The sequence below is a fragment of the Clostridium sp. AF19-22AC genome (assembly GCF_003479085.1).
In the GTDB taxonomy this organism is placed as follows: Bacteria; Bacillota; Clostridia; order Lachnospirales; family Lachnospiraceae; genus Faecalicatena_A; species Faecalicatena_A orotica.
In genome coordinates, this window is the sequence record NZ_QUGN01000003.1 from 20,114 (window position 1) to 43,866 (window position 23,753).

Annotated in this window: 19 protein-coding genes; 1 reads left to right on the plus strand and 18 read right to left on the minus strand. The window is 39.9% G+C overall.

What is annotated here, in order from left to right; all coding sequences use genetic code 11:
* Positions 1-10 precede the first annotated feature (10 nt).
* The 18 genes from DWX43_RS04070 to DWX43_RS04155 all read right to left on the minus strand — a co-directional run bounded on the left by DWX43_RS04070 (position 11) and on the right by DWX43_RS04155 (position 23,071).
* A complete protein-coding gene (locus DWX43_RS04070; RefSeq protein WP_118618956.1) occupies positions 11-1,312 on the minus strand; it encodes a 3-hydroxyacyl-CoA dehydrogenase family protein in 1,302 nt (433 codons plus the stop codon).
* A 12-nt stretch (positions 1,313-1,324) separates the two neighbouring features.
* Positions 1,325-2,479 (minus strand): pyridoxal phosphate-dependent aminotransferase, encoded by a 1,155-nt coding sequence (locus DWX43_RS04075; protein ID WP_118618958.1) that lies wholly within the window; start codon positions 2,477-2,479, stop codon positions 1,325-1,327.
* A 29-nt stretch (positions 2,480-2,508) separates the two neighbouring features.
* The gene (locus DWX43_RS04080) at positions 2,509-4,398 is read right to left on the minus strand and encodes a glycosyltransferase family 39 protein (protein ID WP_118618960.1); all 1,890 of its coding nucleotides are present in this window, start codon (positions 4,396-4,398) and stop codon (positions 2,509-2,511) included.
* Positions 4,382-5,350: a glycosyltransferase family 2 protein gene (locus tag DWX43_RS04085; protein WP_118618962.1), complete on the minus strand. Its 969-nt coding sequence runs from the start codon at positions 5,348-5,350 to the stop codon at positions 4,382-4,384. Before DWX43_RS04085 ends, DWX43_RS04080 begins: the two co-directional genes overlap by 17 nt.
* 9 nt (positions 5,351-5,359) lie before the next feature.
* Positions 5,360-6,001, minus strand: coding sequence for an RraA family protein (locus DWX43_RS04090; protein WP_118618964.1), 642 nt, complete (start codon positions 5,999-6,001; stop codon positions 5,360-5,362).
* Positions 6,002-6,019: 18 nt separating this feature from the next.
* Positions 6,020-7,231, minus strand: coding sequence for an ATP-grasp domain-containing protein (locus DWX43_RS04095; RefSeq protein ID WP_118618966.1), 1,212 nt, complete (start codon positions 7,229-7,231; stop codon positions 6,020-6,022).
* A gap of 16 nt (positions 7,232-7,247) precedes the next feature.
* Positions 7,248-7,910 (minus strand): acetyltransferase, encoded by a 663-nt coding sequence (locus DWX43_RS04100; protein WP_118618968.1) that lies wholly within the window; start codon positions 7,908-7,910, stop codon positions 7,248-7,250.
* 17 nt (positions 7,911-7,927) lie between these two features.
* Positions 7,928-8,989, minus strand: a complete 1,062-nt coding sequence (locus tag DWX43_RS04105) for an acyltransferase family protein (protein ID WP_118618970.1) — start codon at positions 8,987-8,989, stop codon at positions 7,928-7,930.
* 2 nt (positions 8,990-8,991) lie between these two features.
* Positions 8,992-10,140: a dTDP-4-amino-4,6-dideoxygalactose transaminase gene (gene rffA, locus DWX43_RS04110; RefSeq protein ID WP_118618972.1), complete on the minus strand. Its 1,149-nt coding sequence runs from the start codon at positions 10,138-10,140 to the stop codon at positions 8,992-8,994.
* Positions 10,141-10,165: 25 nt separating this feature from the next.
* The gene (locus tag DWX43_RS04115; protein ID WP_118618974.1) at positions 10,166-11,977 is read right to left on the minus strand and encodes a hypothetical protein; all 1,812 of its coding nucleotides are present in this window, start codon (positions 11,975-11,977) and stop codon (positions 10,166-10,168) included.
* Between the two features lie 56 nt (positions 11,978-12,033).
* A complete protein-coding gene (locus DWX43_RS04120) occupies positions 12,034-13,119 on the minus strand; it encodes a glycosyltransferase family 2 protein (protein ID WP_118618976.1) in 1,086 nt (361 codons plus the stop codon).
* A gap of 19 nt (positions 13,120-13,138) precedes the next feature.
* Positions 13,139-14,359: a glycosyltransferase family 4 protein gene (locus tag DWX43_RS04125; protein WP_118618978.1), complete on the minus strand. Its 1,221-nt coding sequence runs from the start codon at positions 14,357-14,359 to the stop codon at positions 13,139-13,141.
* Positions 14,360-14,376: 17 nt separating this feature from the next.
* Positions 14,377-15,072, minus strand: a complete 696-nt coding sequence (locus DWX43_RS04130; RefSeq protein WP_118619367.1) for a sugar transferase — start codon at positions 15,070-15,072, stop codon at positions 14,377-14,379.
* Positions 15,073-15,146: 74 nt separating this feature from the next.
* Positions 15,147-16,352, minus strand: a complete 1,206-nt coding sequence (locus DWX43_RS04135; RefSeq protein WP_118618980.1) for a DegT/DnrJ/EryC1/StrS family aminotransferase — start codon at positions 16,350-16,352, stop codon at positions 15,147-15,149.
* A gap of 17 nt (positions 16,353-16,369) precedes the next feature.
* Positions 16,370-18,367, minus strand: a complete 1,998-nt coding sequence (locus tag DWX43_RS04140) for a nucleoside-diphosphate sugar epimerase/dehydratase (RefSeq protein ID WP_347559296.1) — start codon at positions 18,365-18,367, stop codon at positions 16,370-16,372.
* Between the two features lie 45 nt (positions 18,368-18,412).
* A complete protein-coding gene (locus tag DWX43_RS04145) occupies positions 18,413-20,245 on the minus strand; it encodes an LCP family protein (RefSeq protein ID WP_243099247.1) in 1,833 nt (610 codons plus the stop codon).
* Positions 20,246-20,460: 215 nt separating this feature from the next.
* Positions 20,461-22,617 (minus strand): protein translocase subunit SecD, encoded by a 2,157-nt coding sequence (secD, locus tag DWX43_RS04150; protein ID WP_118618982.1) that lies wholly within the window; start codon positions 22,615-22,617, stop codon positions 20,461-20,463.
* A 28-nt stretch (positions 22,618-22,645) separates the two neighbouring features.
* Complete coding sequence (locus tag DWX43_RS04155) at positions 22,646-23,071, minus strand: hypothetical protein (RefSeq protein WP_118618984.1); 426 nt, start codon at positions 23,069-23,071, stop codon at positions 22,646-22,648.
* Between the two features lie 196 nt (positions 23,072-23,267).
* Here DWX43_RS04155 and DWX43_RS04160 point away from each other — a divergent pair, with 196 nt between their 5' ends.
* Entirely contained in the window at positions 23,268-23,753 is a 486-nt protein-coding gene (locus DWX43_RS04160) for a cytidylate kinase-like family protein (RefSeq protein WP_109729384.1), read from the plus strand.

The window sequence follows — 23,753 nt, forward strand, 5'->3', positions numbered from 1 at the left end:
ATTCCCCTTTTCACGCTTTAATATATCGCCGAAAATCATATGATGATTTATCCACTCTATCCAAAATCATTTTCCAGTCTATGACACCTTTCATTTCTGGATCTATTCTTTCTTTAATTAGCTCTTCAAATACACTTTTTCCCCCGAGTGCTTCAACAATTCCATAAGGAGGACACCAACCAAATCCGGTCACCATAACATGATCTATTGCTTCTGGTATGTCGCAAGCTTCTATCCCCGCTGTTATTGCATATAGTACATAAGTTAATAAAAATTTAACGCAAAGTCTGGGCTCAAAATCTTCTGAATTGATTAATATATCATATGCCTTCCGATAATTGCTTTCTACAATACACTGTCGCATCTTTTTTGTAAATTGAAAATCATAACTATTAACTGGTCTATATTCTGATGTTTGTATGTCATAAACATACTTAATTCGACTTCCGCCGGGTCCTATAATAGTTTTATAAAATCCTTCATCTACCTTCTTTCCAAGTCTTCCTTGCTGAATTAACCCTTCTACATAATTAGGAAGCTGAAATGTTTTATTAGCAAAATCATGAGTATTCATATACAAATAATCTACAATCGCTTTATGAACATCTAACCCCACAAAATCAGCTGTCATAATAGGAGCCATCGTTCGTCCTGTACATTTTCCTAAAATGCTGTCTATATAATCTATCCCACCGGCCTCTTTATACATTTCAGCATATTGAATTGCTTGGTTAATAAATTGAAAACCAATTCTATTTCCTAAAAAGCCAGGTTTATCTTTAACATCAACCACCTGTCTTCTTAATGTTGTTTTTGCATACTCTTTAACTTTTTCGAAAACTCTTTCATTTGAATATTCTGTTTTTATCATTTCACAGAGGACCATAACATATGGGGGATTAAACATATGCATTCCGAAAAATGCTCCCCTCTGTTCTTCTCTCAATTCCTTTGCCAATTCTGTAATTGATAGTCCCGATGTTCCTGTACAACATATTGCTCCAGGTTTTAAATATAAAGAAACCTTTCTGAGAACATCTTTCTTGATCTCAAAATCCTCAGAAACACTTTCAAAAACCAGATCTGAGTTTTCAATGCACTCTTCTAAAGATGAATAATCTGAAGGTATTAAATTTCTCTTTATACTTTCACATTTTACCGCTTTTACAACACGTGCTACAGCCTGCAGTGCTTTTTCTTTGTTTCTAGCAACCATATACACTGTTGCATTTCCAAACGATGCAAATATGGCTGATGCATTACTCCCCATAGTTCCGTTAGCGCCTAAAACTGTAACCTTTTTTATTTTCAATTTAATACTCCTTTATAAAACAAATTTTTTCATTCTATCAACAGCTTCACGAAGAACATTATCCATACATGCAAAAGAAAACCTCATACAGCAATTCTTATTTTCACCATATGCCTGACCAGGAACTCCAACAACCCCAGTCTGCTGTAATAATTGGTCTGCTATCTCCTCTGACCTTTTTTTAGTATCAAAATTAACCCAAGCATAGAATGCCCCTTCCGCTTTCCTACAGTGTAATCCCTTAATTTGGTTTAACTCAGTAACAAAATAATTACGTCTCTTTTCATAAATTTTTCGCATTTCCTCTATTTCCTCATTACAGTTAAAAACTTCCAAAGCTGCATGTTGGATAAACGTACTAGTTCCTGTAATCGTATGTGTATACAGCTTATACATCATATTTGTTACAATATCATCTGCAACAACATATCCTAATCTCCATCCTGTCATTGCGGCACATTTTGAAAAACCGTTAATGGTTATTACATTTTTCGACACTTCTCTGTAAGAAGCAAGACTCACACTCTTATTTCCATCAAACACAATCCGCTCATAAATTTCATCTGAAATCACAAAAATATCTGTATCTCTTATTACATCTGCCAACTGCCTTGCTTCATTTGCAGATAACACTTTTCCTGTCGGATTATTTGGATAATTTATAATAATTGCTTTTGTCTTATTAGTTATTTTCTCTCTAATCTTCATGACATCTATAATATAGTCATCATCGTAACTTAGTTTTACAAACACAGGTATGCCACCACATGCTTTTACAATTGGTCCATATGAAACCCATGCCGGATTCAGAATAATGACCTCATCGCCTTCATTTATCAGTGTACAGACTGCCATATAAACACCAAATTTCCCCCCCGGTGTTACTATTATATTTTCAGCGCTACACTTAATATCATTTTCTTTCCAAAGCTTTTCTGCAATTTTTTCCCGCAGTAATGGCAGACCTCTGCCAACTGCATAATGGGTAAACCCATCACATATAGCCTTATCAGCAGCCCTACAGATTCTATTGGGAGTGTTAAAATCTGGCTCACCTCCTGCCAGACTAAGTACATCTTTTCCCAACATTCTCAACTGTTCTGCCCTCTGCATCAATTCAATAGATGCAGAAGTCCCCAGCATAGATATATTTCTGTTAAATTCCATATCTCCATCCCCACTAGGCGAAATGGGATTTACTCCCAATTTCCCGTGATATACCCCTTATAGTTTTCACCCTCATTATCAGCTATATTTGGGGGATACATCACTAAATAGTAATCGTTAACATATTGTAGTGTATACCTATTTTTCTCCAAAAATCCCATAAGGATATCTTTTTTTCCTGCATATGTTCTATATGTCTCATCATCAACCTGTTTCTCATAATCAAATTCATAGAATCCAAAGTAATTGTTCGTCCTACCATATATAATTACAGGCAGTTCTTCAAATTTTTCATATCCGTTTTCTATGTCTTTTGTCAATGTCTCATTTGAGTATACACCATTTGTAACCCACGGCTGTACAAAAGACTCCATACCAGTCAGATAATAATATATGATAGAACCCCCAAATACCATCAGTGGGTATTCTTCCTTAACTCCCTTTTTATCAATTTCACTTAAAACTCCATTTACAGCATCTGCTTCTCTTTCAGTTGTCAACAGATATTTCACCTTGGGATTATCAATTTTACTGTTAATCATGCTCCTATCAACACTGTCAAAATTCATTGTATAATAGAGCATGTTCACAAATTTCCCACAAAAACACAGTGTAACAATACATAAGCAGACAATCCATATTTTCCTTGATAAAACAATTCCAAACTTATATAATATCTGATTTATTACACTGCGCACATTATTATTTAATAGAAACTCACTTAATAAATACGTACAGACTGGTGCAATAATCCACAACCCAAGAATTACATGTTTTGTGCCTGTATTAGATCCTGCTATTGTAAGTAATGGTAATAAAATCGCAATTACTGACAGAAGAGCTATTTCCGCCCTTCTACGTTCTCCATACATATGATAAAATAGACATAAAAATGTAATAACATAAAAAACTCCTATTATAAATGAAGGCCCCGTGGTCATTTGCGGCCATGCCTGCACAGGATTTACATTATACGCATATATAAACTGGTATACAGCAATACCTGTAATAACCCCTCCTAATAGCACATTTATAACTTTATGTTTTAAATTCTCTCCTTTTTTTACAAAAACCCCAATTCCTAATAACAAAACTATAAATGCAGCCAAAAAAATTGCACCTGACGCAATTGCATCCAGATTGCCCTTAAAAAATGTTTCAAGAAGGCTATCCATTCCATAACCACCATCTGATGTCGATGCTAATCCTGATAGGCGAAATATATTATTAACAAAATATTCCAATTGCCCTGTTGCTTTAAGCAGAAGTAACATTCCTCCAGACATAAAAACTGTACCTGATAAAAATGTGCCTAAATTTTTCCACAAGAAACTTGCTTTTTTGTCTTGTATTAAATACCAAAACACATATATAAAACATGTTACAATAGCTGTTACGCTGCCCATTCTTGAAAAAACTACAATAGCAAAACAGATTCCACTTAATATGCTGTATCTAATTTTCTCCTTTGTGATTGCCCAAAATTGAAAACACATTATTAATATTAGTAGAAAAACATTAAATTGATGGTAATTAAATATATTTAAATAAGTATCCGAAGCAGTAACTGCAATTAAAATTCCTATTAAGGTCTGTATCTCTCCTAAAAATGGTTTAACTGTCTTATATACAACAAAAGCCATACACATTTCCAACATAACTTCTAAAAAATTCAGTCCCCACAAGCCTAGGTCTGAAAAAAAGGTTAGCCATAGCCAACCTACAAAATTAGTAAAATATGAAGTAAACCCTATTAGTTCCGGAGTCTTATACAAATTTTCAAATGCATACAGATGATATCCTGTATCTCCCAAATCAATCCCTATAAACGAATGGATAAATGGATAAAGAAAAATGGATAAGATCAATATAAATTTTATGATCTTTTTCATCTGTTGAATATTAGATATCTTTTTCATTGTTTTCCTTCCTGTCCTCACCTGTTCCCTCTCTTGTAGTATTTCTAATGATATACTGTGGTTCTTTATTTATACACATATAAATTCGTCCTACATACTCGCCAATGATTCCCAATACACACAAAATTAGTCCACCCATGAGAAGCGTTACCCCTATTTGTGAGGTATATCCTGCCTGCACTGTTGGCACTAATATTTTTCTAATTAAGATAACAATTAAGATAACAAATCCTATAAATGCACTTACAAATCCCAACGCAGTACCAATTCTAAGTGGTTTTAGAGAAAACGCTGTAAAACCATTTACCCACAAGTTAACTAGTTTTTTTAAAGTATATCCGCTATGTCCAGTAATCCTGCTTCTTTGCTGCATCTCAAGATTCCCGATTCTGCTACTAGAACGCAATAGTAATCCCGCTATATAAGGATATGGATTATCATAGCGTATCATTTCTTCAATTACGAATTTCTTAGCCATAAAAAAAGAGGCTACCCCAACATTTTTAGGTTTTTGTATCATGTGATATAACATAAATTCATTTACCCTTGTACCAAAACGTCTAAACTTCGATTTTTGTGCTCTTTCTGTATACTTTGCACATACAATATCGAACCCCTCCTGAATTTTATCATAAAAGTCCCAGACCATTTCGACAGGAGTCTGCCCATCATCATCGGAAGTCATAACATATTCTCCTGTCGATGCTCTGAAACCAGCCATCAAAGCACTTGGCTGTCCAAAATTCTTTGAAAAATTAATTCCTAATATTCTACTATCTTCTGAAGCTAATTTTTTAATCAAGCCCTCCGTATTATCTCTGGAATTATCATTTACAAGGATAATTTCATACTCAAACCCTTTTCGTCTTTCCATAGCACCATGTATTTCAGTAATAACACTCTCTAGATTTTTTTCTGAACAATAACATGGGATAACAAAAGAAATATCCATACCCTACTCCTAATTCAAATATTTTTTTAAGCATACGATATCGTATGTATCCCATTTTCTATGATCTAAACATTCGAACCATATGTCCTCCTGGTTTTCTATATTATCTAATTTCTGAAGAAATTCCTCATTATGAAACTCTTTTGGGATTATAACCACTCCGGTATCGTCACATACTGCTATACTACCTTCATATTTTTTCTCATGCAGTTCTTTTATTTTTGGTTCTAAGGGTTCTTCAATTTTTTTATTAAAACAACCAACTGGAGTAAATCCCTTGCACCATATAGGATAATTCTGTTTAATTAAATCGTTTCCATCTCTCAAATTAGCATTAGATACAATTGCAACTGCCTGACGATATAAAAGCATAAACTTAGACACTAATTCCCCTATTGTTGCCCGTTCTCCACAATTAAACGCCTCAATTAATACAACATCACCTTCCTGAACATCTCTAGCCTGCTCATGTATACTCCAATTTGACTCATTATAAGCATATATCCATTTTACATTTCCAACAGCAAAATGTCCTCTATTTACTGCATGCGCATATTCTAAAACACCAGTTTTTCCCAGGCAATCTGCTACTTCTGTCGTTGAAATACGATTTTGTTTAATCTTCTTAATGATTTCCTCCTTGATAGCCATAACATTTCCTCACTTTCTTTAGTTAAATGAAATTTTTAATAAGTTCTCCACTTTTTCAGTTACACTGTTTATTTCGTCTTTTGATTCACCATATGCAATATAATAACCGACACGTGAACGATCATCCTGAGCACGTGCAACTATATCACCAACTGTAAATTCTAAAGAAAAATCTTTTACTGCTTCTAAATTTTTAATATCATCTACACCTTTTATAGAAGTAATAGCTTTGCCATTAGATTCAATGTCCAGAAAACGTAATACTGCCCATCGTTTTCTATATTTTTCTAATATGGTAAAATCGAGATTCTCTTTAGATACATTCCCCATAGCTGAATCAATAAGAATCTTATATGTATCTATACCAGACATATATGGCACAATATCAGATGCAATCTTTGTCCCACCGCCTCTTGCTGCCATTTCTATTAAATAAAACTTTCCATTTTCGTATTTATATTCAGCATGAGTCAGGCCAAATTGTAATCCTGTTTTCTCAATCAAATCATTATGGATTTGCCTTAATTGATCATAATCATAATTTTCATTATCATATGAGAATAATAATTCGGATGCAATATTTCTATTGTATTCAAAATGTGACTTTTCTGATATTGCAAGGCTGTAATGTTTTCCTTTAAACGAAATTCCATCTATAGTAAATTCTTTTCCTGAAATATATCTTTCAATTAGCACCATTTCAGAACCATTTGAAAACTCTTGGGATATCGGAAATTTTTCTTTTAGTTCCTTAATATTCTCTATGGTAAAAACCCCTCTGCTGGATTGGGAATCCAGAGGCTTTATTACTACTTTTTGATTTAGTATATTAAAAAAATCTACAGCTTTATCAACAGTTTCACATAATTGATATTCTGGACTATCAAAACCATTTTCTATACAAAATTCTCTCATTTTAAACTTATTTGTAAAAAGTTCTGCCATCGCACAGCCTATCGTAGGGCATTTCATTTTTTCAGCAACATATGCAACTGTTGGAACCGCTATATCACTTTGGTCTGTTAAAACACCTGAAACATTATACTTTCTTGCAATTGCCAAATTTTTTTCTTTCTCTCTCACATCACATACTTCTGTAAAATCTGAATACTTAAATCCAGGCGAATCCTCATATAAATTTGAATTTACAACTTCATATCCCAATGATTTTGCCTTTCTAATCAATGGTACCTGCCAGGTACCTCCTGCAATAATCATGATCCTGCCCATCTTGTCTCCCCGTTTCCTACAGCATATCTGTACTTTTTTTATTTTCTAAGCAAATGGAACGTGCTGGAACGTATACACCATATGGCTTTGAACCATTATTCAAATAACAACCAGCTCCTACCAATGTATAATCCTCTATTGTGTTTCCTCCACGTACTGCACTGTTTATTCCAAAAAAACAATTATCCTTTACAATTGTCTGACCTGCAATTAGTGCATTACCAGAGAAAAAATTAAAGTCACCGACGATACATTCATGTGATATCTGGCATCCATTCCAGATAATATTTCCATTACCTATCTCTACATTATAAGCCAACGTTACATTTTCAAAGATGATATTCCCTTCACCCATTTCTGCATAATCACTTACTACACTGGGATGAATAAAATTCTCTAACATATATCCCTTTTCTTTAATCTCATAAAATTTCTTTTTTCTAATATCATTCATTTTACTGTATCCCAATGCAATCAGAAACGAATACTCATTAGCTGGATAAAATTTTTCTATCTTTTCAAACTCTACAACAGGTAATTCATCATAAAATTCTCCATCCTTATATGCCTTATCTATCGCATACGCAATTATCTTCATATCTGTAAACTTCTCCACATAATGTCTCAACATCTTTGCAAAAGACGTTGTTCCAAAAATAATACACTGTTTATTACTCATACTTTCCTCCTAATTTCTCAGCTAAATTTCATAATAATTCTATTAAATAAGTTTGTATACCCTATTGCACTTTTTAAGTTCTCCAACCCCCTTGAAACCATAATACATATTGCCAAAGTTATTAAATAAACCAAAGAAGCATATTTAAAACTATAAATAAATTCTTTCAAATATAAAGAGTATATAAATGCATGAAAAAAATAAATATTTCCACTATTTATACCAAGCAAAGACATTCCTTTTGACACTTTTCCTCCTGTTGGAACAAAATCATATAAAAACAGTATTATTAATAAGGCCAAAATCCAATCGAAACGATAAAAGAACATATTATCTGACATAATTTTAAGTCTAAAGACACAGTAAATACACATCATCAGAAAATATATCAGCACCCTTATCAATTTATTTTTTATCACCAACATCAAAGCGCTACCTATTTTTTCGATCCCATTGAAATTAGCTAGCAGTGCACCTAATAAAAATGGAACACAATATATTAAACTTACTTTCCACCCCATATACTTCCCAGATAATAGTACAATAATCCCCCAAATCCCCCAGCTCCATTTATTTAACCTCTCTATCACAAGACAAATAAACGGAAAAAAGGCATAAAATAAAATACTCATACTTAAATACCACCATGTAGGTATACAGGAAATGTGACTTGTTAAGTATGCAAGTCCCAAGAAATCCCATAAGGCATTTAACCAATCACCAGCATATATAATACTTGGACTTCTGTCAAAAAAGATTCCCATGGGAACAAATATAATATACACAAACCAAAACATACTCCAAAGTTTTAAGATATGGCGTATTACAAATTTAAACGCATTTTTTAAAGTACGTTTTTCCTTTGTGTAGGAAATGAAGAGACCATATCCACTCATTATAAAGAACAAATATACACATACTTTCGCCAAACTCACAAACGGGTACAAGTAATCAAATGTCCCACCTATTAGTATTGACTCATATGGATACTTTGAATTTAATACATGATGTAATAATAATAGTAAAACAGCTACACCCTTAATGCAATTGGTATTCTCTTTCGAAAATCTTCTCTCCACACCTACCCCCTGTTTCTAGCAAATGATCTATAAAATTCTATTATACTATCAGAAACATATTTTACTGTCTCTTCGTCCAATCCATAATATAAAGGCAATCTCATTAATCGTTCACTTTCCATTGTTGTATAAATATCTTCTCCATGAAAAACTCCCAACCTTTTTCCGGCAGGCGAAGAATGCAATGGAATATAATGGAATACACAATTAATATTTCTTCCCTTAAGATAATAAATTAATTCTGTTCTCTCCTTTAAATCTTTTGCCTTAATATAGAACATATGAGCATTATGAACGCACCCTTTAGGTACACCAGGCAATTCTATAATGCCTTCCTCTGCCAAACCTTTTAGGTTTGTATAATAAGATTGCCATGTTTTCATTCTATCATTATAAATCATCTCTGCCTCTTCTAGTTGAGCCCACAAATATGCTGCGTTTAATTCACTAGGCAAATAAGATGATCCTGCTTCCATCCATGTATATTTATCAATCTCACCCCTAAAAAACTGACTGCGGTTAGTTCCTTTTTCTCTTATAATCTCTGCCCTTTTTACATTATTAGAGTCCTTGATTAACAAGGCTCCCCCTTCACCCATACTATAGTTTTTTGTCTCATGAAAACTATAGCATCCATAATCTCCAATGGACCCTAACGCCCGTCCTTTATACGTTGACATCATTCCTTGGGCTGCATCCTCAATAATAAAAAGCTTATATTTGTCAGCAATCTTACAAATTTTATCCATCTCGCAGGACACACCTGCATAATGCACAGGAACTATAGCTTTTGTTCTTTCTGTAATTGCATCCTCAATCAATTCTTCATTAATATTCATAGTATCTGGTCTTATATCAACAAATACTACTTTTGCTCCTCGCAATACGAATGCATCTGCTGTGGATACAAATGTATACGATGGCATAATCACTTCATCCCCTGGCTGAATGTTTGATAAGATTGCAGCTAATTCTGTTGCATGTGTACATGATGTTGTAAGTAAAGCTTTTGAAGTACCTGTTGTTTTCTCAATCCACTCAGAGCATCGCTTGGTAAAAGAACCATCCCCACATATTTTATGAGATCGTATTGCTTCCTCAATATAAGTCATTTCTTTCCCAACTACCGGTGGTACATTAAAACTAATCATCTTCTGTTCTCCCATTCCCTAATTGTTAGTTTTTATAATATTTCCAAATTTGGAAACCATCAATCGTTTTATATAATTCCTTTCTTGCATCTGGATAATAATGTTCTTGAATATAGATTAAAATCTCCTCCGGATAAAAATTATCAATCAGATAAACATTTTCGTCTAAAAGACTCTTTATTGGATTTTCAACTTTATTACTCTTTAATAAATTTAATACATCAGGAAAGTTAACAGTTATTCCTGATAAATAATAAGAATTCTTCCACAGACCATTCCTTTCATCACACCGTGGATCTTCAGCTAAGTAGAGTGTTTGAATTGTAGTACTGAAATTTAAAAAATAGAAATTATCTGAATTCTTTGTTATTTCCTCTGCAAGGCCTGAAAACGCCTTATTATTATAAGCCGAGCATCTATATCTTCTGCTATCATAATCCCATGAATTAAAGAAATTGTCTTCAATATAATTTTTATATTCTTCCCCATTTATCCACTCTGCCCATTGATTTAATCGATATGTGGGGGCCTGATATATGCATAACAACATTATTAATATAACACATATATTATGCAATTCCAATTGATTTTGCACTTTTCGACAATTACTTTTTTCAAAAAAATATATTCCCGTTAAAAAAACACAAAATAAAACGGCATATTCTATCCGATATACAATTTTCCCACTTGCAGCAAAATAATATAAATATAAGTACCCTCCTACACCAGACATTAATAATACTATCCAATATCTTTTTACAAAAACAATACATAACAATAATAAAATCACACATCCCCAAAGAGAGGGATATGCCCAATAATTTCTACTTCTCAAATCATATTTTACTGAGTCTCTGTCTACCCCCTGTTTTGCCTGATAATTACTAATAATCTCTCTCACTTTTTCCATCTTTTCTAGAGTAAAAAAATCAGGATCTGCAAAATTCCATGTTCTAAACAGTGTATAATCATTCTTCGATATTCCCATTTTCTGAAATTCTTCGGCACATACCTCGTAACCGTAATCCCTCTTGTCTACAATATTACCTCTAACATTACCGTAAGCCCTAAAAAATGCATAGCTTTCATCAGTATTATATATAAATTCGTCAAGCTCCTTTGCACCTATTACAGCTGTGATTAATATTATGCCAGCTGCTGTAATCTGTCCGAACTTTTTCCAACCCCGTTTATTTCTATTGCATATCATCCCTATGAACTCGGTTACTAATATTAGTAATATAAACCCACCTGCTATATAAATGACATTAAAGCGGATTAGAGTTCCAATAAACACAAGACATCCTCCAAAAACAATCTGCTTTATGTCATGATTCTTTTCATGAAAAAGAGCAGTTAAAAACAAGACACTTCCCGCCATAACAGCCACAATTGCTGTCTTAGTAAACTGTACCATGATGTATACATCATCTGAGAAAAATGTTATAAACAGGGTGGAGAGCATTAATGCCAGAATAGTATCCAGTCTTTTCAAAAGCACGTAAGTAATCGTTGTAAAAGAGAAAAAACACACTATTAATTGTGAAACCAGATACCAACTCAACTGAGGAATAAAATAATAAAAAGGTAATAAAATATAGCCCCATATAATATTTATATATATCATATGGGGATTAGGTGTTCCACTATAGGCTCCTGACATGATAGCCGCCATAATATAATCATCTGAAGTCTCATATTTTATTTCACAAAACACCAATACTAACATCAAAAAGACAGAATTAAGCAGTATTGCGGATATAAATGTATGCCTTTCTATCGTCTGCTTAACTAAATTTAATATTCCTTGAAATTTTTTTATCCAAATTTTAATCATTGTATTTTCCTAATCATTAATATCAATAAAACTCAAATTAAATTCATTTCTATTTCTTACCGCCCCGATTTCACCTTCGAATAAACCATAGGCAAAAACTTCCGCACAATATATATCCCCCGTCCCATCATTAAACAGAGCATTGCCCTTTTATACCGGAATAATACCAGAGCAATCCGAAGTGCCAGACTTTCTTTTGCCCTTGCCACAGGTATAAGTTCATTAAACAGTCCCTGAGCAAACACGGCCCTGCACCACTTGTACCGCAGGGCGTGATTCATGCCGGACCTTTTATCGCAGTTTCTTTCCAAGGCGGATAGGATATATCTTGCATACAGGCTTCCAAGGATACTGCGAATTTCTTCTGTACAGATCTCCCAGTAAGAAAACTGGTCAAACAGCATCTCAATCCGCTGTCTGTGCAGTTTAAAGTAATCCGGCACGAACTTATTCGTCAGATTTGCTTCCATTCGTTTTCCGTAATGGTATGGTGTCACCGGCAATATGTTTACAGTCTCCACATCCATGAAATACTTGACGTTAAACGTGATATCCTCGATTAATTTTATATTTTCAAATTCCAGCTTCATCTCACGGATATAATCAAGCAGATAAAATTTGTTCCATGCATACCCATACAGAGTCTGCTGTTCCAGTTCTATCACACAGGGCCTGAACTCCGCGGCCGTCTTATAGTAATGCTCTAACGGGCAGATAGAATGGGTATACTGCAGAACACCTTTTTTGTCGTAATACTCTTCTACATGTCCAAACAGCACCGCCTGGGCGGGATTCCGCTCAATTGATGCATATACCTGTTCCAGCAGGTCTGCGTCTGCATAGTCATCCGGGTCCATATACCAGATATATTTTCCGGAAGCGGCCTGTGTTCCTGTATTCCGCGCCGGGCTTAACCCCTGGTTCACTTCATGGTGGATCACCCGGATGCGCGAATCTTCAGATGCATACCTTTCTGCGATCTCTCCACTCTTATCCTTCGTACAGTCATCCACAACCAGAATCTCCCAGTCACCGAATGTCTGCTCCTGTATACTGGTGATTGCACGGTCAATATATTTCTCCACACCATAAGCAGGCATGACGATTGTAAAAAAAGGGCTTTTTACCTCTGTTTTATCCATAGATGTACCTCTTTGTATCCTATTTTTTAACCAGTCCCCTGATCAGTTCTTCAATCTTCCGGTATGCCTTAGGCCTGTCAAACTGCTCTTCCGCAATCTGTCTGGCTTTTTTGCCCATCTCAAGGCGCTGGTCTTCGTTTTCATATAATTTTTCAATGGCATCCGCCAGAATGTTGACATCCTCTGGCTCTATGTTTATACCAAATCCGTCCTTTTCTACCTTATTGCGGAATTCCGGACTCATGCATGTATTGATCATTGCTTTGCCCGCAGCCAGATAGTCTCCTATTTTTGTAACAATACTCTGGGGTGCTTTGCGCACAAATGAGTTCACCAGAATATCGGACTTCTTAAGGTATGCCGCCATCTTATCATATGGGGCGTACCCTACAAATTCCACGTTATATATCTGCCGGTCATTCGCCAGCATTTCCAGCTCCTCTTTCATGGGACCGCCGCCCAGAATCTTAATGTGGATATCTTTATGGCCTCTCTTCGCCAGTTCTTCGCCAGCCAGTACCATCGTTCGAATGTCATAGCTTGTCCCGATTGTTCCCGCATAAGTTACCCAGAACTCACCATCCAGCTTTACCACGACTTCATCATTGTCCTGCGCACCTTTGTCAAATACGGCAATTTCATTTCCTACATATACAGTCGCCTTCGGCACGGACCTGTTCTGGTTCTGGAACGGCCGGTCTCTGTACTCGTCTGAAGTCCCAATCACACCGGATACCAGTGAATACACCTTTTCCGCATCTCTCTGGAGTGGATAGAACAGAATCGGGCTGATCACCGGGATATCCAGCACCATGCGCATCGCCTCCGGCCACAGGTCGTTAACGTCAGCCACAAAAGGAATCCCTTTTCTCTTTGCATATTCTGCCGCTGCAAGCGCCACGTCATTTGGTGGTATCTCTGCATACAGAAGGTCATAGCCGCCCTCCTTCTCGAGCAGTTCCGTCAGATTCTTTGCCGCAGTCTTATGGCTTTGTATCCGCTTTAAGTCCACATTTTTCTTATATCCGGGTTCGTAGATGAACTTGATTCCGAATTTATAGTCTTCGTTCTTAATCTTCTCTATATCACGCTGTGCCTTCTCCCAGTGCTGAAAAGTCGTCGTTATCAAATCAACCTGGTAGCCTGCATCTGTCAGGAAATCACAGAGATAACGGAATCGTGTATACCCTTTTTCCCCGTTTAGTCTGACACCCATCGTAATCACTGCTATTTTTTTCATCCTTTATCTGCCCCTCTCTATCTGATCACAGCCAGAACCGTATCTATCATAATCTTAAAATCTCCCCAGACGCTGAACTTCTTCAGGTACTGAAGATTATACTTCATCTTCACTGGCAGGATATGTTCTACATAAACATCGTCAACTGTTTTTCCGGTCTCCTGCTGGTATTTTTCCATCTTCTCATCTTCATCCTTGAACAGAATGCTTGTTCTTGAAGTAATACCGGCGGGAAGCAGCAGTGTCGCCATCATTTCCTCTGAGTACCGGTCCACATACTTTTTCACTTCCGGCCTGGTCCCTACAAATGACATATCCCCGGCCAGCACGTTAAAAAGCTGAGGAAGCTCATCCAGCCGGCACTTTCGCAGCATCTTTCCCGCCCTTGTAATCCGGTCATCCTGCTTTTTTGTAACTAATGGCCCCTTTTTATCGGCATCTGTAACCATAGTCCTGAACTTGAAAATACGATATGGTTTCCCATATCGTGTTATCCTTTCCTGTCTGTAAAAGACAGGTCCCTTGCTGTCTAATTTTATCCATACCGCAAGCCCCGCCATGACTGGTGACAAGACAACTGTTAAAACAAGTGCAAGAAAGAAATCCACCATGCGTTTCAGACGAAGGCTGGACTTCTTTCTCACTAATCTTTCATAATATGGTCTCACATGTCCATTGCGCATGGACTCCGGCAACTGGTTCCATTGTGGCATCATAATTATTAACTCCTGTTTTTCCTGATTGTAACTGTTCATGGTATGAACCAGTTACGCCTTATTACCTTTTATTACTTTAAAAGGCTGCGGAATGTCTCCGCCGTAAACTGCAGCTGCTCATCTGTGAGGCATGTATGCAGTGGCAGTGTGATTTCATTTTCAAACTGGGCATATGCATTTGGGAAGTCTTTGATATCAAATCCCATATTCTTATATGCCGTCAGTAATGGCAATGGCTTATAATGGACATTCGTCGCAATCTCCGCCTCAGCCATTTTTGTAATCATATTGTTACATTCTTTACGTGATTTGTCAAGCACACGTACCAGATATAGGTGTCCGCTGGACTTATGGGACTCCCCATAGTGGTTCAGGAGGCTGACTGGGCAGCCTTTCAGAGCTTCGTCATACTGCCTGATCAGTTCTCTTCTTCGCTTCAGTATATTCGGATACCGTTTAATCTGGACAAGCCCTATGGCAGCCATGATATCCGTCATATTGCATTTAAAGTATGGAGCGACAATATCGTACTCCCATGCCCCCGCCTGTGTCTTGGCAAGTGCGTCTTTCGACTGGCCGTGCAGGGATAAGAGCATATATTCCTGATACAGTTCCTCACTGTCTATTCCTGCAGCTGTCACTGTCTCCGACCACGTCACTGCCCCGCCTTCCGCGGTTGTCAGATTCTTCACTGCATGGAAAGAAAAGCAGGTGAAATCTGCAATCTGGCCGCACATTCTTCCGTCCGCCTCCGCACCGAAAGCATGGGCCGCATCTGACATGACAAGGATTCGGCCAAGTGCCTCCTGTCTTTCGCAGGAAGGATGGAACAATGCCTTTTTCTCTTCCACAATCTGAAAGATTTCATTATAACTGTCATATATGATCCCTGCCAGATCGACACAGATGATTGCCTTTGTACGCTCTGTTACGGCCTCCCGCACCTTCTGCGGGTCCATCTCGTATCTGCCCGGCAGTGTATCTACCAGAACGGGGGTTGCCCCCGCGTGGCAGATGCTGCTGCATGTAGCTGAATACGTATATGCAGTCGTGATCACCTCATCTCCGGGTCCGATCCCCATCACTCTGAGAGTCATCTCCAGACACGCAGTGGCAGAATTCAGGCAGACTGCCCTCTGAGTCCGGCAGTAAGACGCGATCTTCCGTTCAAACTCTTTTGTCCTCGGGCCGGTCGTAATCCAGCCGCTCCTCAGTGTATCTGCTACTTCTGCGATTTCCTCTTCTGTAATATCCGGTGGTGAAAATGGTACCCTCATCGTTTTTTCCTTCTTTCTTAATTCCCTGTTTCCGTTTCTTCCGGCTGCACATCTGAGTCAGCTGCGCTGCGGCTTAAAAACGCACTTGGAAGCTTTGACCTCGTATCTGTAAATTCCTTTTTCCAGCCTGCCTGTATCTGCTGGTCCCGGATGATATCTGCTTCCCGTAAATGATAAGTCGGAACGATTTTATGCACGATCCGTTTCATCTGATCGGTTTCCGCATAGGCTTCTCTGTAAAGATCTTCAAGATCCCTGAGAAATTCCTCTTCGTCAAAATCAATCGGTTTCCCGATATGGATCTTCTCGTTCTCTGTGCTTTCCAGACCTTCCTCTGCCATCAGCAGTTCTTCATAAAGTTTCTCACCGGGACGAAGACCCGTATATTTAATCTCAATATCCGTCCCCAAAGTGTATCCCGAAAGACGGATCAGGTTTTTCGCCAGATCAACGATCTTGACTGGCTGCCCCATATCCAGCACAAAGATTTCTCCCCCCTTTGCACTCGCGCCTGCCTGCAGGACCAGAGATACGGCTTCCGGAATCGTCATAAAGTACCGGATAATGTCCGGATGTGTGACTGTGACCGGGCCGCCCGCCTCAATCTGCTTCTTGAACAGAGGAATCACGCTGCCGTTGCTTCCCAGAACATTTCCAAACCGTACTGCAACGAACTCTGTTTTCGAACGGGAGTTAAACACCTGTATGATCATCTCGCACATCCTCTTGGACGCTCCCATGATGTTTGTCGGATTGACCGCTTTGTCTGTAGAGATCAGAACAAATTTCTCAACTCCGTACCTGTCGGATGCCAGTGCTACTTTATAGGTGCCGAATACATTATTCTTAATCGCTTCATTCGGGCTGTCCTCCATCAGAGGCACATGTTTGTGCGCCGCAGCATGGTAGACGATATCCGGGCGGTATTTTTCAAAGACGCTGTTTACCTTACGTCCGTTTCTGACAGAGCCAATCAGCACGACAAGGTCCAGGTTCGGATATTTTGACTTCAGTTCCTGCTGGATATCGTAGGCATTGTTCTCATAAATGTCAAATATAATCAGCTGTTTTACCCCGTTTGCCGCAATCTGGCGGCAGAGCTCGCTGCCGATGCTTCCGCCTCCGCCTGTGACCAGGACTACTTTGTCGGAGACGTAACGGCCAATCTTCTCTGTCGTTATCTGAATCGGGTCTCTTCCGAGCAGGTCCTCAATCTCTACATTACGAAGCTTTGAGACCGTCACCTCGCCGTTGACAAGCTGGTAAACACCGGGCAGGATCTTCAGGTCACAGGCCGGTATCTTCTGGCAGATATCCAGAATCTTCTGGCGTTCCCGTTTGTCCGCACTCGGAATGGCAATGATGATCTCATTAATATCATATTTGTCTGCATACTTCAGTATGACATCTCTGCCGCCGACTACTTTTACTCCGTGGATAAATGTTCCTTGCTTTCTCGGGTTATCATCAATCACGCAGCAGATCTTGGCATCCAGTTCCGTGCTCAGTTCCAGTTCCTTCATCACTACATTACAGGCTTCCCCCGCACCGATAATCATCGTGTTGCGCACATGTCTGCCGTGGATATTCCCACGGTACAAAAGGCGCATGAGCCTGTAGGAAAAACGGCTTACACAGGTAAGCAGGAACAGCGCCGTGCCATAAAGCAGAAAATAACTTCTGTAAATCATCCGGTATGTCAGGAAATAAGCCAGAAGATTGAAAAGTACCGACACCATGCACGCCTCGATGATATATACCAGTTCCTTGATGCTTGCAAATCTCCAGAGGCTGGTATAGAGCCGGAACATTGCAAAAATAATAACCGTGACGATAGTATTGACGACGGCCACTTCTAAGACAGAGGTATAATATTCACCCGGTATCTCCGTGATGTGCATGTTAAAGCGGACCCATAACGCAAGAAAAGAACTTACGTTGATAAATAAAATATCCAGAAGCACTAAAAAAACTTTGTATATAACAGACAGGTCCCACTTTCTTAAAAGTTTCATCATATCTTATTATTCCGTATCTTTCAGATTCCAAAGGCCGCCCGTTTACTGGGCAACCTCTGAATCCGGAAGAATTTCTCCCTTCTCTACAGCGTCAATCGCCTGTTTTATCGTATTGATAGAATCGAGATTTGGCTGTGTGACATAAAGGATACTTCCTGGTGAAGAATAACATTCCTGATCGTCCCCTGTTCCCTCTGCGGCCAGTGACTTGATGTTCCATGCCGCTCCGTCAGAGAGCTGGCTTTTGATCAGTTCCTGTATCTGTGCCTGTGACATATTCGTATCCACATTACCGCTCACACTGCTTAAAATTCCGTTTGCACCGGTAAGGATCGCCGGTGAGATTGCCTTTTTAATCATTGCAGTAATGACAGCCTGCTGGTTTCTTCCCCTCTGGAAGTCACCGCCGTCCACATTCATTCTTTCTCTTGAGAATGCAAGCGCCTGCTGCCCGTTAAAGTGGTTCTCCCCCTGTACCACATTCATGACAAGTCCTGAATCCTCACTTGTCGTGAATCCCTGTTCAGACACAACATCGACACCACCCAGTGCATCGACCATCTGGACAAGAGATGTGAAGTTCACCCTTGCATAAAAATCAATCTTTGTGTCATAAAGCTGTGCCAGAGTTGCCATAGAAGCATCCACTCCATAAATCCCCGCATGAGTTAGTTTATCCTTCTGTCCGCCCGATATTCCCGGAATCTCCACATAATAGTCACGAGGCGTCGTAACCAGAAGGATCTGGTGCGTTGTCGGATTCACAGTTGCGATGATATTCACGTCGCTGCGGCTGTTCGTCTCAATCGCTCCATACACGTCAATACCGCTGATATAAACGGTAAAGCAGTCACTATCCACTTCAACTTTTGCCGCTGCATTCTCCAGCTTACTCGTAATCTCATGTGAATAAATGATTTTCACATTGTCACTGTATCCTTCGAACGCCTCTTCCAGAATCGCGGTATAGGCATCATTATAGATAATTGCCTGCACATTTCCGTCATGCAGGGCAGTCGCCTGCTCATTCAGACTCTTGTACTCAGTCGTGGAAATGTCGCTGCCGACTTCCTTATCAATACTTTCTACCGTGGCTTTTACATCGTCGCCCTTCATGGCATACTGGACACCAAAGTCATAGCCTGCGGCATCCTCGATTGTCTCTGCTACATCCGTTGATAACACGGCTACTACCATCTTATCTACCTTTTTGTCACCGCCGCTGATCGCTTTCACGGTTCCGTTTGTCTTAAATATATAGTAGGAACCCATTACAAGGACAATGGACATCAGCACACTGAGAACCTTACCCGCAATTGCCTTCTTCTTCGAGATCAACTGGCTTGCAAGCGGAATGACCCAGAGAAATACAAGTACACCGATGATAATTCCCAGATACTTCATCGGCAGCATATTCAGCACAAACAGGGCCGCGATGAACACAAGCGTTACCGCAAACTGGATTCCACAGAGAATGATCCCGACTTCTTTACTTACCTTATTAGATGCTCTCTTCTTTCCTCCTGAATTACTCCGGCTTCTTCCCGCCGGTGTACCCTTAGCCGGATTCCCGCCTCTGCCCGGACCGCTCTTCGCACTGTTCGCACTCCTGCCTGTTCCGCTTCCGGCACTGCTGCGGTTCGGTTTCCTTTTTGCCCCTTCCGCGGTGCTGCGGTTCGGATTTTTCCTAGCGCCTTCGCCCGTACTCCTGTTTGGATTTCTCTTTGCACCTTCTCCGGCGCTCCGGTTCGGATTTCTCTTCGGGATGCCGTCGGCACCGCCCGCACTCTGCTTTTCTTCCATCCTGCGGCGCTTTCTTGCCTGCTCCCGCCTGTATGCTTCCCGTTCGCTCTCACTCATTTTATTCTGGCCCATTGGTTCCGCCCCTTCCCTGTCTTTATGTTTCCGGAAAAGTCGATAGTTCGCTTTTTCCGGCTGCTTCTTTCTATATGACTGTGTAAAATACAGGCAGACTTTTTAAATGAAATCTGTTTAAAAATGTCTGCGTACCCTTAATCGACAAGAGTACCCAGACATAATAGCATTTTTCTGCAATTTTCGCAACATTATGAATGTTTCTTCAAAAAAAGTTAAGGATTCTTCCTGTTTTTCCACGTCACCCACACTGCACTTGCAATGCATATGGATGAATAGCATCCGCTGATCATCCCGACCAGCATAGGCAGTGCAAATACTTTGATTGATTCTATATTATAGATGACCGCAAATACCAGCACAATTGCCACACAGAGCACTGTCGTGAATGCTGTGTTCACTGACCGCCCCAGTGTTTCCGTGATACTTCTGTTGACCAAAGGCACAAGCCCCTCTTTCGTGTGTGTGTTCATATGCTCCCTGATCCTGTCATATAGGACGATGGTGTCATTGATCGAATATCCAATGATCGTCAGAGTTACCGATACAAACGCATCGTTCAAAGGTATTTTGCACACACCGAATACTAAAAATACAATAAACACATCGTGCATCAGTGCGATCACTCCGGACACGCCCGCAGAAAGCCCTGACAGCGCAGAGAAACGGATCCTGATGTACACCACGATAAACAATGCAGCAAGGACGACGGCGATCACTGAGTTTTTCAGTGCGCGTGCCCCAATATACGGTTCCACCGCATAAGTCTCGGATGACTGGTATTTCTGATCCGGCTCTGTTTCCTGTATCGTTTTTAGTACCTTCGCCTGTTCTTCTGGTGTGATTCCCTGATTGCCTCCCAGATTAAGTACCAGTTTTTTCTGCCCGGAGACAAAATCTTCTCCTGCCTGTGCACTGACCGGACGGCTCAGAACCGCCTCCACCGCCGCAGATGTCTTACTGATATCCGGAGTCTTGTCACACGTGTATTTTAAGATGACTCCGCCCGTAAACTGGGTATCCAGTGTCACACCCCGGACTGCACTGATGACCGTGCCCGTCAGAAGCACAGCGGCAGTAAAGAGAAAGATGGCCTTTCTTTTGCCGAGAAAATCAATCGGCTTTTTCACTTTCTTTATATAGAACAACTTCTGGTTCTGGAACTTCGGATAAAGGAGTACTGAACTCAACATCGTCCTTGACAGCCAGACACCAGCTACTAAATTGATCAGTACCCCTGACAGCAGGGTATACCCAAAGCTCAGCATCGTTCCTGAACCAAATATCATCAGGATCACCGCAACTGCCGCCGTTGTTACATTTCCGTCCAGCACCGATGAAAAAGCATTTTTATATCCTTTTCTCACGGCCGTTCTCAGGCTGCTGCCCTTCTGGATTTCCTCACCGATGCGCTCGCTTATGATGACATTGGCATCCACGGCTATTCCCAGGGACAAAATCAGTCCGGCGATCCCGGGAAGAGTCAGGGTATACTGCGGAACCGAAAGTGCCAGTACCTGAAGGCTCATCTGGAATACCAGCGCCAGACACGCAATGAATCCCGGAAGCCGGTAATACAGGATCATAAAGATACAGACGAGAATAAATGCAGTCGCGGCCGCCATTGTCATGGCTCTCAATGCACCGCTTCCCAGAGTCGGACTGATTGTATTATAGTTGGTTGTCTTCAGGGAAAACGGCAGCGCACCAGCATTGATTTTCTCCGAAAGTGCCTTGGCATCCTCCTGAGTTTTCATGCCGTTGATAACAGCTTCTCCTCCCTGAATTGCTTCCTGCACGACCGGGTTGGAGATCATATCTTCATCCATATATATCCCAATTGGCTGCCCTGTCAGTTCTTTTGTTGCCTTATAAAAATCATCGGCCCCTGTTTTATCAAACTGGAGAGATACCTCATAGGCTCCCGTCTGCTGGTTTTTTACAACGGAACTGTCTGCCACGTGCTGACCTTCTACCAGAACCTTCCCCTGCGGATCACGGAAAGTCAGCCTCGCCGTTTCTCCCAGCTCTGCGATTGCAGACTCCGGATTAAATTCTTTCTCATCCGATTTCCACGGGAACCTGACGATGATATTTCCATGCTCTTTATCAACAGTAACTTCCCTGTCCAGAATATTCTGTGCATCCAGCCTGTTTTCTATAACAGTTCTGGCGGACTCCATGTCTTCCGCTGACGGAATCCCTTTCACACCTTCCGGCTCGAAAACAGCCTCTACACCGCCCCGGATATCAATCCCGAAACGCATATCTTTTGCGCCCTTAAAGTCACTGCCCAGCCCGAAAATGGCAGCATAAAGGAATACTGCAATTACACACAGCACAATCCATATATTTCTTTTATTTACTTTCAAAGTAAAGTCCTCCTATTCTATTTTCATTTTAAGAATAAAAGAACCCCTTCTTTTTTCCATCCCTTAACTGGAGTATTCGTATCTGATGCATGGCATAGCTCTGAAAAGCCATGCTGACAGACTGAATGGCAGACCACACTCTTCCATCCGGCAGAAATAAAAGCATTGAGAAAACTAAAAAAAGATTAAAGAAAATCAGGACAGACTCTTCTTCCGGTCTGCCCGTTCTGATACTTGAGACATTTCTTGATTCTGCTGCCGGCAGGACATCGGGCATGCCCGAAGCCAAACGGTTTCCTGAATCCAGAACCGTCTGCTCACTGCCGGAGCCTGTTTCAGACTGCACATGGTTTGTTACATTATGCGGCCTGCGGTCACTCTCAATAAAAAGGCATAGGAGCACAATCTGTACCAGAACTATAATTCTCATTAATTTTATTGCCTTAGTCTTCATAGTGCTCCTCCTTTACCTTTTTATTCGATCTATAGGTTCATTATAACGAGTCTTCCCTCTCCGCACAACTATTAACTACCATAAAAACACTCTTTATAAAATATACATACACTTTTCCCCCCATCGGTGTTATAATAAAACTCAAATACTGACGGTATTGCAACTCTCAGAGGCACACACGAAGGAGGAATTCATTATGAAATTAGTAATTACAATGAGCCGCCGTTTCGGCACCGGCGCAAGCGTGATTGCAAAGGAACTTTCCGAAAGGCTTGATATCCCTGTATACGACAAGGCATATATTGAACAGCAGATAGACGACCATATGTATGACAGCGAGGCAGAGGCCATTCGTGAACTGGCTGGTAACCCGTGCATCATCCTTGGCCGCTGTGCCTCCGATATTCTGAAGGATAAACTGAATGTACTGAATATTTTTGTCTGTGCAGATAAAGAAGACCGTATACAGAGGATCATGGGACTCGAATCGCTTTCTTATGAAGAGGCGAAGGAAAAGGTCGAACATACTGACAAGGAACGTGCCGCATACTATTACGAGCATACCGGCAAGACATGGGGTGACGTGAACGATTACCATATGATACTCGATACGTCAGAGCTCGGCGTTGAAAATTGTGCGGACATCCTCATGCAGTACTTCGAAAAGCTGGAATATATCTAA